The 15,996-nt window shown below is 31.0% G+C and carries 4 protein-coding genes; all 4 read left to right on the plus strand.

Annotated elements, in window-relative coordinates; all coding sequences use genetic code 11:
* The first annotated feature begins 10 nt into the window (after positions 1 to 10).
* Genes GXK57_RS02505 through fabD form a run of 4 tightly spaced genes read left to right on the plus strand, consistent with a single transcriptional unit; the run spans position 11 to position 15,965 of the window.
* Positions 11 to 5,917, plus strand: coding sequence for a non-ribosomal peptide synthetase (locus GXK57_RS02505; RefSeq protein WP_160670940.1), 5,907 nt, complete (start codon positions 11 to 13; stop codon positions 5,915 to 5,917).
* Between the two features lie 2 nt (positions 5,918 to 5,919).
* Positions 5,920 to 6,279 (plus strand): hypothetical protein, encoded by a 360-nt coding sequence (locus GXK57_RS02510; RefSeq protein WP_160670943.1) that lies wholly within the window; start codon positions 5,920 to 5,922, stop codon positions 6,277 to 6,279.
* A complete protein-coding gene (locus GXK57_RS02515; protein WP_160670946.1) occupies positions 6,260 to 14,701 on the plus strand; it encodes a non-ribosomal peptide synthetase in 8,442 nt (2,813 codons plus the stop codon). The genes GXK57_RS02510 and GXK57_RS02515 overlap by 20 nt, the downstream gene beginning before the upstream one ends.
* A gap of 1 nt (position 14,702) precedes the next feature.
* Positions 14,703 to 15,965, plus strand: a complete 1,263-nt coding sequence (fabD, locus tag GXK57_RS02520) for an ACP S-malonyltransferase (RefSeq protein ID WP_160670949.1) — start codon at positions 14,703 to 14,705, stop codon at positions 15,963 to 15,965.
* Positions 15,966 to 15,996 lie beyond the last annotated feature (31 nt).

A 15,996-nucleotide genomic window follows, 5' to 3' on the forward strand; every position in this document is an offset into this window, starting at 1 on the left:
GGAAAATAGTATGAGAGATGTACTTAAATATATAGTTGAAAGTAATAAATCTGGTAGTATAGACAAAGAAACTGCAGTAAATCTAATCAAAATGTTGAGAGATATACAGCACGGTAATAGTAGAGATATAGCCATAATAGGGATGGCTGTAAACATGCCTATGGCAAAAACTATAGATGAATACTGGGATAATATAAAGGAAAACAAGGATTGTGTTTCTGAATTTCCAGAATGTCGTAAAAGAGATATAGATGAATACTTGAATTTTTTAGGTAATACAAAAAACAAACAAGGTTATATAAAAGGAGCTTTTTTAGAAGAGATAGATAAGTTTGACTATGATTTTTTTAAAATTTCACCTAATGAAGCTAGACTTATTGATCCGAATCAGAGATTATTTTTAGAAACGGCTTGGAAAGCTATTGAAGATGCTGGATATACTAAAAAGAAGATTTCAGGTAGTAAAACTGGCATATATATAGGATATTCTACAGATGTTGAATATAATTACTTTAAAATGCTTTCAGAAGTTTATCCAGATATGATAGATGTCGCTGCACCTGGAAATATTACATCTCTTATTCCAGGAAGATTAGCATATATTCTAAATTTGAAAGGTCCGAGTATGGTAATAGATACAGCATGTTCCTCTTCACTTGTGTCTATTCATCTTGCTTGTAAGGCTCTTCAAAATGGTGAATGTGATATGGCTATAGCAGGTGGTATTAAAATAAACCTATTTCCTCTTTATGACAAAGTAAAGATTGGTATGGAATCTCCAAGCTTTAAAACTAAAACTTTTGATGACTTTGCTGATGGAACTGCCTTGGGTGAAGGTGGAGGAGTGATTTTAATTAAGCCTTTGGATAAAGCTCTTAGGGATAAGGATAATATATATGCAGTTATAAAAGGCAGTGCCATAAATCAAGATGGAGCGGCAGCCGGTATAACAGCACCAAATGTTGAATCTCAAACTCAAGTAATAGTTGATGCTTGGAGAGATGCTAGGATACAACCTGAGACAATATCATATATTGAAATTCATGGTACTGGAACTAAACTAGGAGATTCGGTAGAAGCAGAAGGAATCAAAAATGCATTTTGCAGGTTTACTGATAAAGAGCAATTCTGCGCGGTAAGCACATTGAAGGGTAGCGTTGGTCATTTGTATGAAGCTTCAGGAGTAGCAGCTGTTATTAAAGCGGTATTGTCTTTGAAAAATAAGAAACTGCCTCCTATGTATAAAGCTAAAACTATTAATAGTTCAATAGATTTCGATAATACTGCTATCTATATAAATGATGAGTTACGAAAATGGAATTCAGAAGATAGTCTAAGAAGATGTGGTGTTAGCTCATTTTCTGTTAGTGGAACTAATTGTCATATGGTCCTTGAGGAAGCTCCTAAAGTTTCAGAAAATAATATATATGAAGGTACTAAGGTTATGACAATTTCAGCTGAAAGCAAAGAAGCATTAAGAAGACTAATATCAATATATATAGAAATATTAAAAAATGAAGAAGATACAAATTTAGGTAATATCTGCTTTACATCAAATGTAGGTAGAACACATTTTAAATATAGGGCAGCATTTTTTGCGGAAAATATTGATGAATTCATATATAAACTAAGTATATTTAATGATACTTCGAATGAATTTTTTAATAATATTGATGAAATTAAGTCAAAGATAGATATGAAAAATGAAATAAGCAAAGATGCAAATAGAAAACTTAAAGAATATTCTCTAGGAAATAAGGATGGAGAATATATTTTAAGTTCTGTTTGTGAGCTTTATGTAAGAGGTGCAGAAGTTGACTGGGGGATATTGTATGAAGGAAAGTCATATAAGATAGTATCAATACCAACATACCCATTTGATAAAAAGAGGGTTTGGATAAACCTAAGTTCAACAAAAAATCATGTAAAATATAAGGAAAATGAAGGCGATGTAAATATTGGATTGCAAATTAAAAATATATGGCTGGATGTTCTTGGTTTTGAAGATATTGATGTAAATGAAGATTTTTTTAATTTAGGCGGCAATTCTATTATTGCTATCAAGATATTAAACTTAATTCAGCAAAGATTAAAGGTTAGCGTAAGTATAAATGAATTTGTAAATAATAGAAGTATCAAGGCGTTAACGAAATTTTTAGAGAGCTCTGGGAGCAAAAATGATAATAATATTATAAAAGCATTTGAGCCTATAAAGAAAATAGAGAAAGCTGAGTATTATTCTGTTTCATCAGCGCAGAAACGCATCATGATAATGAATAACATTTCGAATATAAAAACTATATATAATATATGCACTTACTTTGAAATACATGGAATAATTGATAAAAGTAAGTTGTATGAGGCTTTTAATAAGTTGATTAAAAGACATGAAATTTTAAGAACTTATTTTGATTTTATAGACGGGGTTCCTTTTCAAAAGATTGAAGAAGAAGTGATAAGTGATATTAGCTATTATGTTGGTAAAGAGGTTGAGCTACAGAGTATAATAGATAGTTTCATAAAGCCTTTCAATCTGAAAGATTTACCTCTATTCAGAGTTGGGATTTTATCTGTTAAAGAGGATAAACATTTTTTGATTTTGGATATTCATCATATTATTTCTGATGGAACATCCATAGGAGTTTTAATAAGAGAGTTATTTTCATTATATAATGATGAGAAATTGCATGAACCTAAAATACAGTACAAAGACTTCGTATACTGGCAGAACAATATACTTCTTGGCAGTAAAATAAAAAAGCAAGAAGAATACTGGCTTGAGACTTTTAAGGAACAAGTGCCAGTCCTAAACCTTCCAACTGATAGGCAAAGATCTGCTATTCAGACATACCAAGGTGACGCATTTAACTTTAAAATTGATAATATTTTAATAAATAAACTAAAACTAATAAGTATACAAAATGAGACTACATTATATTCAACTTTGTTAACTGCATATATTTGTTTATTATGGAGATTAACAGGTCAAACAGATATAGTAGTTGGAACACCTGTTTCAGGCAGAATACATCAAGATATTGAGAGTGGCTTAGGGATCTTTATTAATACGTTACCTATTAGAAGTAATATTAAAGTGAAAAATAAATTTAAAGAGATTCTTAAGTCTGTCAGTGAAAATATATTTTCTGCATTAGAGAATCAAAGTTATCAATTCGAAATGTTAGTGGACAAACTTAATATTCAACGAGATTTAAGTAGAAATCCTTTATTTGATACTATGTTTGTTTTGCAAGATAAATCTTATATGGGAAGATTTGAATCTAAAGATATTACTGTTATACCACATGCCTTTTATAATCATACAAGTAATTACGATATCACATTCGAAGTTATTGAAGAAAATGGCGAATATAGACTTATAGTTGAATATTGCAGCGACCTATTTAATAAATCTACTATTGAAAGATTCGGTAATTATTTTATAAATATATTAAAAATAATATCAGACAATCCCAATATAGGGCTTCAACAAATAGAAATGATAGATGATAAAGAGAGAGAAACTCTTCTATATAAGTTTAATAGCACATCTTTAAGTTATTTGATGGAAAGTACAATTAGCCAACTTTTTGAAAACAGAGTTGAAGTTTCTCCTAAAAACAAGGCAATTGTATTTAAGGAAAAGGAATTATCTTATGAAGAAATTAATAATAAAGCAAATAGGTTAGCAGTTTTACTAAGAAAAGATGGAATAAAGCCAAACGATATAGTGGGTATAATGGTAAGACGATCACCAGAAATGATTATAGGTATGTTGGCTGTACTAAAAGCTGGAGGAGCTTATCTACCTATAGATCCTGATTATCCTAGAGATAGAATAAACTATATATTAGAAGATAGTGGAACAAAGTTATTACTTACACAAAAAGAGCTCTTAAGTAGAGTGGATTTTACTGGTAAATGTATAGACTTGGTTAACGAAGAGGCTTATGGTTACCGAGATTACGGTAATCTTGAAGTAGTAAATAATGCAAAAGATGTAGCTTATGTAATATACACATCAGGATCCACAGGAAAGCCTAAGGGTGTAATGATTGAACACATGGCAGTAAACAATTTTATAAAAGGAATAACAGATATTATTGACTTTAGATCTGAAAAGACAATATTGAACTTAACTACTATATCCTTTGATATTTTTGTGCTGGAGAGTTTGTTGCCATTGATAAGTGGTGTAAAAGTTGTTATTGCAGATGAAGAGGAACAAATGGATGCAACACTTATAGATAAATTAATAGTAAAAAATAGAATTGATATGATACAGGCAACACCGTCAAGGATAAAGTTATTAATTGAAAGTGGTAGTAAGTTAAATTGTTTTAGATACTTGAAAGAAATAATGATTGGTGGAGAGGCTTTGCAGTATGAGCTGCTTAAACAGATAAAGTCAGTATATGATGGAAAGATATTTAACATGTATGGACCAACAGAGACTACAGTTTGGTCTATGGTAAAGGAATTAACAAATACTGATAATATAACAATTGGAAAGCCTATAGCCAATACACAAATTTATATATTAGATGAAGAAAATAGCCTTCAACCAATAGGTGTGAGCGGAGAGCTTTGTATCGGCGGAGATGGTTTGGCAAGAGGATACTTTAATAGAACAGATTTAACTGATGAGAAATTCATAGAGAGTCCATTTGAAAAAGGAAAAAGAATTTATAAGACAGGGGATTTGGCAAAATGGCTTCCTAATGGAGAGGTAGAATTTCTAGGAAGAATGGATCAACAAGTAAAGATAAGAGGATACAGAATAGAGTTAGGAGAGATAGAGACAATACTATCTCAACATAATGGCATAAAGGAGTGTGTTGTTACTGCAAGAGATAGCAAAGAAGGTTATAAATATCTTGCAGCCTACTACATGAGCGATGAGGAAATAAGTGTGTCAGAGTTAAGAGACCATATATCAAGAGAATTACCAAGCTATATGATACCAGCCTATTTTGTAAGATTAGAGAAAATGCCGCTAACACCTAATGGAAAGATAGATAGAAAGGTTCTTCCACAACCAAAAGACGCAGTGAAGATGTCATTAGCACAGTATAAGGAGCCAACTACCCAAGTAGAAAAGATTCTTGTATCTATATGGAAGGATATACTTACCAAAAGTCAGATTGGAATAAATGATAACTTTTTTGAATTAGGTGGGAATTCATTGCTTTTAATGAAAATGCAAATAAGGATAGATGAAATATATCCTAATAAAGTTAAAGTAGCGGATGTTTTCGCCTATCCTACTATAGCTAGCCTATCAGAGTTCATAAATAAACATGAAGTGCTTAAAATTAAGAAACAGAAATTGAAGAGTCTTCAATTACCTAAACAGTATTTTGTAATTGATAGTGAGGAAAATGAAGATTTATTAATAAAGTTTAACACAGGACAAACTATTTTTGATGGAATTAGTAGAATTTCATATAGTAGAAATATACAAGTTGAAAAGGTATTACTTTCACTATATATATATTTATTACATGATATAAGTGGAAAAAATAAAATATCAGTAGAGGTGGCTTTAGCTAGTAAAGATGCTATATTTTCAGCAGAGGTTGATTTTTCTAATTTAAAAGAATTAGAGGATCTTATAGTAAATGTAAGCAATATATGTGAAGAAGTTGAACAAGATAACTTGTATGGGATTAATGATATAAGCTATGAAAAAAATATAAATGAAGAATTAATAGTGCCTATATTTGTGAGTGGAAAAGATATTAGTGAAGAGTTTGTTGATGTATATGATTTAGTATTTAGAGTAGATCAAGAAGATAATGACTTATTCTTAAGCTTTGAATACAATGCAAAAGTTTTACGAAAAAGTAAAGTTGAAGATATGGCACATAGATATAGAAAATTATTGAAGACTGTAATATTAGAAGGAGTTAATTAGGTATGGGAAAAGGTAACGACAATCAATTATTGCTAATAATGAGGGCTTTAGCTATTGCAGTATGCACAAAAAATAATAATTGGAATGAAGAGCAATATAAAACAGGAGTAATAGAACCATGTAGAAAGATGAAAAAAATGATAGAAGAGTTGAAAGAATCGGGATTAAAGCCTACTACTGAGCAGACATTAGAAGTATTGAGGATGCTTAAGTCTGTATTTATTACAAAAGGAACTGCAATTGAAGAGCAAGTTGATAGGTTTAATCAAATACTTGATGAAACTGGAACGATTCATATATTTAAAAGCTTTTTACTTGAAGTTCAACAGGAGGGAATAGTGAGTGGAAAAGAAGATAAGTAAATATATATATGAGCAAGTTGCAAAACACAATTTATCTCAACAAGACGCTAAGGACATGCTAGTAGAATTAAAGGAAATTAGTAATATCAGTAGAGATGGCATTGCAGTTATAGGGATCGCATGCAAACTTCCAGGTGCTCAAGATATAGATGAGTATTGGAGAAATTTAGAAGAAGGTAATCAGTGTATTTCTCAATTTCCAGAGAATAGAAAGAAAGATACTGAAATTATGTTTTCTAACTCAGTAATGAATTTTTTAGCTGGGAAAAGCATTCCAGAGGAAGAGCAGGAAAAAGATTATTCAGTCGGTGGTTATTTAAAGGAAATTGATAAATTTGATGCGGGCTTTTTTAGAATTTCTCCTAAGGAATCTCAGTATATGGATCCATATCAGAGAATGATTTTAGAAACTTCATGGGAATCTATTGAAGATGCAGGATATAGTAGTGACGACATTTATGGTACAAGAACTGGAGTATTTATAGGTAGAGATTACACTCCAGTGTCAATATATAAGTATTTAGCTAAGCCAGATCCAATGAATTTGACAGGATCATGGACAGGCATAATGGCTAGTCGTATATCTTATATATTTAATTTGAAAGGTCCAAGTATGGTTGTTGATACAGCATGTTCATCAGGTTTGGTTTCCATCCATAAAGCCTGTGAGTCTCTATACTTAAAAGAATGTGATATGGCCATTGCTGGAGGAATTAATTTAAATAGTACACCATTAAAATCAGTATCAGAAGCATTTGATATGGTAATAGTGGAATCAAAGGATGGTAAACTCAGACCTTTTGATAAAAGTGCAAGTGGAACTATATGGGGAGAAGGTGTCTGTACAGTATTACTTAAACCTTTGGCTAAAGCTATCGAGGATGGAGATAATATACATGCAGTAATAAAAGGCAGTGCTATAAACAATGACGGAGCTTCTAATGGTATTACTGCACCTAATGCTGAGGCTCAAGAAGATGTAATATTAAGAGCTTGGAAGCAGGCAAATATAAACCCAGAGACGATATCTTATACTGAAGCTCATGGAACAGGAACTGTTCTTGGGGATCCTATAGAAATAAAAGGCTTGATGAATGCGTTTAGAAAGTATACAGATAGAAAGCAATTTTGTGCAATAGGATCTGTAAAGCCTAGTATTGGACATACAGTAGCTACATCAGGAGTTGCTGGGATGATTAAAGTAATACTTTCAATGAAAAATAAAAAGATTCCAGCTACATTAAATTTTCAAGAACCTAATCCATACATTAATTTTTCTGAATCTCCTGTATATGTAAATGATAAGCTAAGAGAGTGGAAAAAAGAAGATACTCCTAGAAGAGCTGGAGTAAGTTCCTTTGCATTTAGTGGAACAAATTGCTATGTTGTATTAGAAGAAGCACCGCAAATACCCAAAAGTTTTATAAATAATTCAATATACAAAGAAAGAATAATAACTTTATCGGCTAAAAAAGAGAGTGTATTAAAAGAGCTTATACAAAGATATGATACATTTTTAAAAAATGTTGATAAAGAGCAGTTTGATGATATATGTTATACGGCAAATGTAGGACGAGGACATTATAATTGTAGGTTAGCTATAATTTGTAGTAGCTTAGATGATTTAAGGGGAAAAGTTAGAGAACTATTAAAAAAAGATTTTAAGACAGATGAAGCAAATGGTATTTATTATGGAGAGTTTAGAGTTGTATCAGAAAATAAGAAAGATATAGTAGAAGGTGAAGTTATTGAGTCAGAAATAAAAAAAGGTAGTGCTATATTTAATAAAAGAATAGAGAATAACTTTACTGATGATTCAGGTATCGACGATCTAATGATTGAAATATGTAAGAATTACACTAAAGGTATGGATATAAGTTGGAAGAAGATTTATGAAGGCCAAAAGAGAGTAAGAGTAAGCATTCCTGTTTATCCTTTAGAAAGAGTAAGATATTGGGCTGATGTAAAAGATTTTGATCTATATGAAAGTAAAAAAAATCCTAGAAAGATTCATACACTGGTGGAAAAACATGTCTGTGATTCTGTTAATGAGAGAATTTATTCAACTATATTAAGCCCAGAAAAAGACTGGATATTGAAGGAGCATAGATTATTAGAACATTATGTTGTTCCAGGTACTGCATGTTTAGAAATTGCATTAGAGGCTTACCAAAGACTTTCTAATAATAACGAATTCGAATTAAGGGATGCTACATTTTTAACACCAGTTGTAGTAAATAGTGGTGAAGAAAAGGAAATTAGGATTATCTTAAGAAAAGAAAAGGATTATTTCGTTTTCAATATTGTGAGCCAATCTACAAAGGATTACTACAAAGAAGATGACATTGAAATGATTTCAAATTGGGTATTACATGCACAGGGTGAGTTTCATAAAGTTGATAAGCATGAAATACAAGGTTTTAGTATCGAAGAATTAAAGCAAAAGTGTGGGTTAAAGATAGAAAGCATGGATGAAAATACTTCTTCTGGAGCTTTTCAACTAGGAAGAAGATGGCTAAATGTAAAGAAAAAGTACATGGGAAGTAATGCGCTAATTGCTGAATTAGAATTACTTGATGAATATAAGGTTGAAGTTAAAGATTTTATTATACATCCAGCATTGATGGATAATGCTGTTAATGTTATAAGTCAAAATCTAAGTGAAGGAATACATTTGCCATTTACTTATAAAAAGATGAGAATATATGGAGCATTACCTAGCAAAATATATAGTTATCAAGAAATATTGAATGATGGTAGTAATGCTACAGGAATAATTGAGTTAAATGCTAAGATATTAGATGAAAAGGGAAAGGTGATTGCAGAAGTTGAAAATTACATGCTTAAAAGAATAAACGAAAATGATATTAGACTGGAAAGCAACTCTAACATACAGTATTTTGATCTTAGATGGGTAGAAGAAAAAGCTAATGATAATCGAAACAAGACTATCGATGGCAGTATATTGGTCTTTTGTGATGAAATAGGATTATCTAGAAAGCTGATTCCGCTTTTTAAAACATTAAAAGAAAATATAATTGAAATAGAGATAGGAAAAAAGTTTAATATAAAAGACTATAATCATTTTATGATTGAAGATAATGAAGATAGTTATCAACAACTTTTTAGTATGTTAAAGGATAGAAACATAAGTGAAATAGTTCATTTAACTAGCTTGCAAGGCAATAACTCTATAGATACAATAAATGATCTTGATAAATCTCAAAAAATGGGAATAATGTCTGTATTCTATATTGTTAGAGCTATATACAATAACAACATACAGAGAAATATAAACATTACACTAATTACTGATTGTGCTAATGAAATAACAGGGAATGAACTTGTAATAAATCCTCAAAATGCGTCACTTTGTGGATTGGCAAAAGTAATTAGAAGTGAGGTCTCGAATCTTAATTGCAAATGTATAGATATAGATAGTACTGTTGAACTTAATGAGATTATCAATGAGATAAATTCTACCGAAGAAAATGGTGTTATTGCTCTACGTAATAACAAGAGATATAGCGAAGAGCTTGGAATTATAGATATTGACAAATACCAATTGAATGATATTACATTCAAAGACGGGGCAGTATATATTGTTACAGGTGGTGCCGGTGGAATAGGATTAGAGTATACCAAGTACCTGGCATCTAAGTGTAAAGCAAAAATTGTTGTTCTAAATAGATCTAGTATGCCAGAAAAGAAATATTGGGATAAGATACTTTTTGATAATAATAATACAAAATTATGTAATAAGATAAATACCATAAAAGAGATAGAAGAAACAGGTTCAGAGATTATCCAATATAGTGTTGATGTTTCTGATTTCGATAAAATGAAGGATATATTAAATGAAATAAGAGATAAGTATAAGCGAATTGACGGTGTAATACATTGCGCAGGTGTTCCTGGTGAAGGTCTTATTGTAAAAAAGGATATAAACAAGTTTATAGAAGTTATAAGACCGAAGATTTTGGGAACTTGGGTATTAGATGAGCTAACAGATAAGGATGATTTAGATTTCTTTATAATGATTTCTTCAATAGGTTCATTTATAGGAGGTGTAGGACAAGGTGACTACACAGCTGCCAATGCGTATTTAGATTCTTTTGCTAAATTAAGAAGTAGAAAAGGAAGAAGAACACTTACAATAGATTGGCCAACTTGGAAAGATGTTGGTATGGCTGTTGAAAATAATTCGAATTTTGATGTTGGTGTCTTCAAGGCAATTTCAACTAAAAAAGCGATGAGTTCCTTCGAAGAGGTTTTTATGAGAGATATAAACCGTGTTGTTATATCAGAGCTGAATTTAGAAGGAAAAATTGTAGATCAAGTAGGAAACCAAACTTTCAAATTTAATAATGAGATAATGTCAAAGTTTAAGAAAAAAGTAGCTAAGTCTGATGCAGATGCTACTAGAGATGTAGCGTTAAATGGAAGAGCATCAAATGAGTATACCCCTTTAGAAAAGAGACTTGCGTGTATTTGGGGAGAAGTATTAGGACTTGATGAGATTAGTATATACGATAATTTTTATGAAATTGGTGGAGACTCAATTCAAGCAATCAAGATTACAAATGAAATTAATAAGGACATAGTGGAGAAGATATCCATGAATGATGTCTTTGAAAATACAACTATAGAGGCTTTGGCAACTCATATTGATAAGCACCAATCTTCAGAGGTAACAGCTCTTATTGAAAGTAATGAGGTTGAAAAAACTTATGAAGATCATAAAGAAGAAGTATTTGATCTATCTCATGCTCAGCAAAGAATTTGGTTTTTACAAAAGCTAGAACCTGAAATGTTTGCATATAACTTATCTACTAAGGTAGACATACATGATGAAATTGATTTAGCAGCCTTAAATATAGCGGTAAATATAATGCTTAAAAGACATAGTTCACTTCGTACTATATTTATTGAAGATAATGGTATTCCTAAACAAATGATTTTAGAAAGTGCCAATTTGGAAGTGAAATATGAAGATATTTCAAGTAACGAAGATAGTAGGGAGTTGCTTGGAGAGTTGGTTTACAAACTAAATAAGCTCCCTTTTGATTTGGAGAAGCTGTTGATAAGAGTGATATTATTTAAAGTCAAAGAAAAAGAGTATTGTTTTTATTGTGGAATTCATCATATTGTAATTGATGGTTGGAGTTTCTCAGCGATAATGGATGAGCTTATGGAGGTTTATAGAATCTGTACATTAGGTAATAGAGTTGATAGTAGAGAAATAGGTCCAAGATATAGCAACTTTGTAACTAGTCAAAAAGAATGGTTTAATAGTGATGAATGTATAGATATGGAAAAGTATTGGACTAATGAATTAAGTAAACCTCTACCAAACTTAAATCTTCCTACTGATTTTCCTTATCCACAAACACAAACGTATAATGGGAACTTTATTAAATATACATTAGATTTTGAGACTGCCCAGAGAGTAAAAAATGTATCCTCAAAATTGAATTTAACAACAAATATGCTTCTTTTATCTTCATACTTTTTGTTTTTAAATAAAATCACAAAGGATAATGACATTATTATTAGTACCCCTGTGTTAGGTAGAGATGATAAAAGTTTAGAAAACATGGTTGGATTACTTATTAACTCCATATGTATTAGAATTAACTTTTCTGGTATAGAAAGTTTTAGAGACTTAGCTAATGTTGTTAAGGAAAAAACCTTAAATGGATATAAAAATAGTAAGTACCCATTCGACATGCTTGTTACAAAAATAAATCCTGAACGTAATCTTACTAGAAATGTTATATTCCAAACCTCATTTAAATTTTATAAGCAGTTTCATACACAAAGTAATAACATAAGTCAATTTGAGATAAGTTTACTGTGTGAAGAGAAGGAAGATAAGATTAATTTTACTATAGAATACAATACAGATTTATTCAGAGATGAGACAATAGAGCGTTTTTCAAAATATTTTATCCATATATTAGAAAACTTGCAATATAATCTCGATATTCCATTGAAGGAATTTAATATAATACCACAAAAAGAAAAAAAACTTCTGCTAGAAGATTTTAATAAAACTAAAATAGATTATGAGAATTATAAAACAGTAAGTGAATTGTTTGAAGAACAGGTATACAAAACACCTAGTAATGTTGCCTTAGTATATAAAACAAAACAATTAACCTATAGTGAACTAAATACAAAATCAAATGGTTTGGCAATGGTTCTTAGAGAAAAAGGTGTGAAGCCAGATGATATAGTTGGAATAATGGTAAGACGATCACCAGAAATGATTATAGCTATATTGGCTATTCTTAAGGCTGGTGGAGCTTATCTGCCAATAGACCCAGACTATCCAAGTGAGAGAATTAACTACATGCTTGAAGATAGTGGAACAAATGTGTTACTTACACAAGATGGACTTGATAGTAAAGTAGATTTTAACGGTCAATGCATAGACCTATTTAGAGAAGAATCTTATGGTTATGCAGATTTCGGCAATCTGGAAGTAGTAAATAATCCAAAAAACATAGCTTATGTAATATACACATCAGGATCCACAGGAAAGCCTAAGGGTGTAATGATTGAACACATGGCAGTAAACAATTTTATAAAAGGAATAACAGATATTATTGACTTTAGATCTGAAAAGACAATATTGAACTTAACTACTATATCCTTTGATATTTTTGTGCTGGAGAGTTTGTTGCCATTGATAAGTGGTGTAAAAGTTGTTATTGCAGATGAAGAGGAACAAATGGATGCAACACTTATAGATAAATTAATAGTAAAAAATAGAATTGATATGATACAGGCAACACCGTCAAGGATAAAGTTATTAATTGAAAGTGGTAGCAAGTTAAATTGTTTTAGATACTTGAAAGAGATAATGATTGGTGGAGAAGCTTTGCAGTATGAGCTGCTTAAACAAATAAAGTCAGTATATGATGGAAAGATATTTAATATGTATGGACCAACAGAAACTACAGTTTGGTCTATGGTAAAGGAATTAACAAATACTGATAATATAACAATTGGAAAGCCTATAGCCAATACACAAATTTATATATTAGATGAAGAAAATAAGCTTCAACCAATAGGAGTGAGTGGAGAACTTTGTATTGGTGGAGATGGTTTGGCAAGAGGATACTTCAACAGAAAAAATTTAACTGACGAGAAATTCATGGAGAGTCCATTTGAAAAAGGAAAAAGAATTTATAAGACAGGAGATTTGGCAAAATGGCTTCCTAATGGAGAGGTAGAATTTCTAGGAAGAATGGATCAACAAGTAAAGATAAGGGGATATAGAATAGAGCTAGGAGAGATAGAGACAATACTATCTCAACATAATGGCATAAAAGAGTGTGTTGTTACAGCAAGAGATAGTAAAGAAGGTTATAAATATCTTGTAGCTTACTATATGAGTTATGAAGAAATAGGTGTGTCAGAGTTAAGAGACTATATATCAAGAGAATTGCCAAGTTATATGATACCAGCCTATTTTGTGAGATTAGAGAAAATGCCACTAACACCTAACGGTAAGATAGATAGAAAGTCTCTGCCAGAGCCTATTAAAGATGAAAATAGTCACTTTATCAATTACAAGGAAGCAACTACCGAAATTGAGAAGAATCTTGTATCTATATGGAAGAGTCTATTGGGAAGGGAGCAAGTTGGAGTAAATGATAATTTCTTTGAGTTAGGTGGCAACTCTTTACTTTTAGCTAGAATGCAATTAAGAATAGATGAACTGTATCCAAGTAAAGTAAAAATAGCGGATATTTTTTCGTATTCAACTATCGCTAAGCTATCAGAGTTTATAAATAAAAAAGAACCTGATATAAAAAAGAGGGTGGAAATAGAGAGCATTAAGTTACCTAAAGAGTATTTTATCGAAGAACATGAGGAAAATGAGGATACATTGATACAGTTCACAATTGATAAAGAGACTGTAAATATAATTTTAGATATAGCTCAAGACAATAAAGTTAAATTGGAGGATGTATTATTAAGTATATATATATATGAACTTAATTGTATGAGTGACCAAGAAAATATAACAGTTCAAACCTTCCTAGAGGGCATAAATGGAGTGTTTGCTCTAAGTATTGATATATCCAAATTAGCAGAAATAGAAGAGCTTTTTATTAATGTAAATAATATACGAAGAGGAATAACAGCTTCTCAGATATATGAGGTTGATAATATAGATAAATTAGTAAATAGTGAAGAGTGTTCCATGATACCTATGTTTACAAATAGAAAATGTAATGTTGAAAAATTATTAGGTTTATATGACTTAGTAGTAAGAGTACAGGAAGGTGAAGATATAACATTTAATTTCGAGTATAATGCATCAAATCTTAGAAATCACAAAATAAAAGATATGGCGTATCATTTCAGAGAATTATTAAAAACAATAGTATTAGAAAGGATGAAGTAGTATGAAAAAGATAGCATTATTGTATCCAGGGCAGGGATCCCAATATGTTGGAATGGGAAGAGAATTTTATGAAAGATATAAAGTTTTTAGAGAGACTTTTGAAGAAGCTAGTGAAGTTTTAGGATTTAATATTGGAAAGTTATGTTTAGAAGGTGACATTAAAAAACTTACAATGACAGAAAACACACAGCCGGCTATTTTAACTATGGGATTTGCTATGTTTAAAGTTTATATGGAGGAGATAGGTATAGAACCTTCATATATGGCTGGGCATAGTCTTGGAGAGATCACTGCGCTTACATGTGCAGGAGCTATAAGGTTTTGTGATGCATTAACAATTGTTCGTAATCGTGGCAAGTTTATGCAGGAAGCTGCGGCGCAAGGTGTTGGAGCGATGGCAGCCATAAGCAATTTAGATGTTAGCATTATAGAGGAGCTATGTAGTATATACAAAGATAATGGAAGGTTGGTTGTAGTATCTAACTATAACTCACCTAGTCAAACCGTTATATCAGGATATAAAGAATTTGTAAGAGAAGTATCAGATAAGCTTGAACAAAAAGGGGGACAAGTTTCTGAATTGAGTGTTAGTGCTCCATTTCATAGTCCACTTATGAAGTCTGCAGCAGAAAAGCTTGAACAGGAATTAATAAAATACAAATATGAAGAGCCAAAATATCCAGTAATAACAAATGTAACGGCTATGCCATACGAAAATAGTTCGGAAGTGGTTGGAAATTTAATAAGACAGATAGTTGAACCGGTAAGATGGCAGGAAACAATAGAGTATCTAGATGAACAGGCTATTCAAATTGCTATTGAACTTGGTCCCAAAAAGGTTCTTACAAAATTGATGAAAAAAAATTCGAATAAGATAGTAGCTTATAGCTACGATGATAATGAAGAGGTAAAAAAGTTAAAGGATGATATCTCATTAATCAGTAATGTGAAAGAAAATAGAATGAGGTTCTTAACAAGAAGTATGGCTATAGCTGTTTGTACAAAGAATAACAATTGGAATAATGACGAGTATAAAAGAGGCGTTATAGAACCATATAAGAAGGTACAAAATATACAGGTAGAGTTGGAAAAGGCAGCAAAAGAACCTACAATGAGGCATATGGAAGAGGCTTTAGAGATGCTTATGTCAGTATTTAGGACTAAGGGTACATCGGTTGAAGAACAAAATGAAAGATTAAATCAACTATTTAATGAAACTGGAACCAGAAATTTATTTTTAGATTTTATTACGCAGAATAGCTGATATATATTTAAGGGAAGCGAGGTAAAGTAAA

Source organism: Clostridium sp. C8-1-8, from assembly GCF_009928445.1.
In the GTDB taxonomy this organism is placed as follows: domain Bacteria; phylum Bacillota; class Clostridia; order Clostridiales; family Clostridiaceae; genus Clostridium_AR.

Excerpts from the sequence above, each read along its gene's own strand:
- GXK57_RS02505 (WP_160670940.1), top strand. The coding sequence starts at position 11 with ATGAGAGATGTACTTAAATATATAGTTGAAAGTAATAAATCTGGTAGT.
- GXK57_RS02510 (WP_160670943.1), top strand. The coding sequence starts at position 5,920 with ATGGGAAAAGGTAACGACAATCAATTATTGCTAATAATGAGGGCTTTA.
- fabD (WP_160670949.1), top strand. The coding sequence starts at position 14,703 with ATGAAAAAGATAGCATTATTGTATCCAGGGCAGGGATCCCAATATGTT.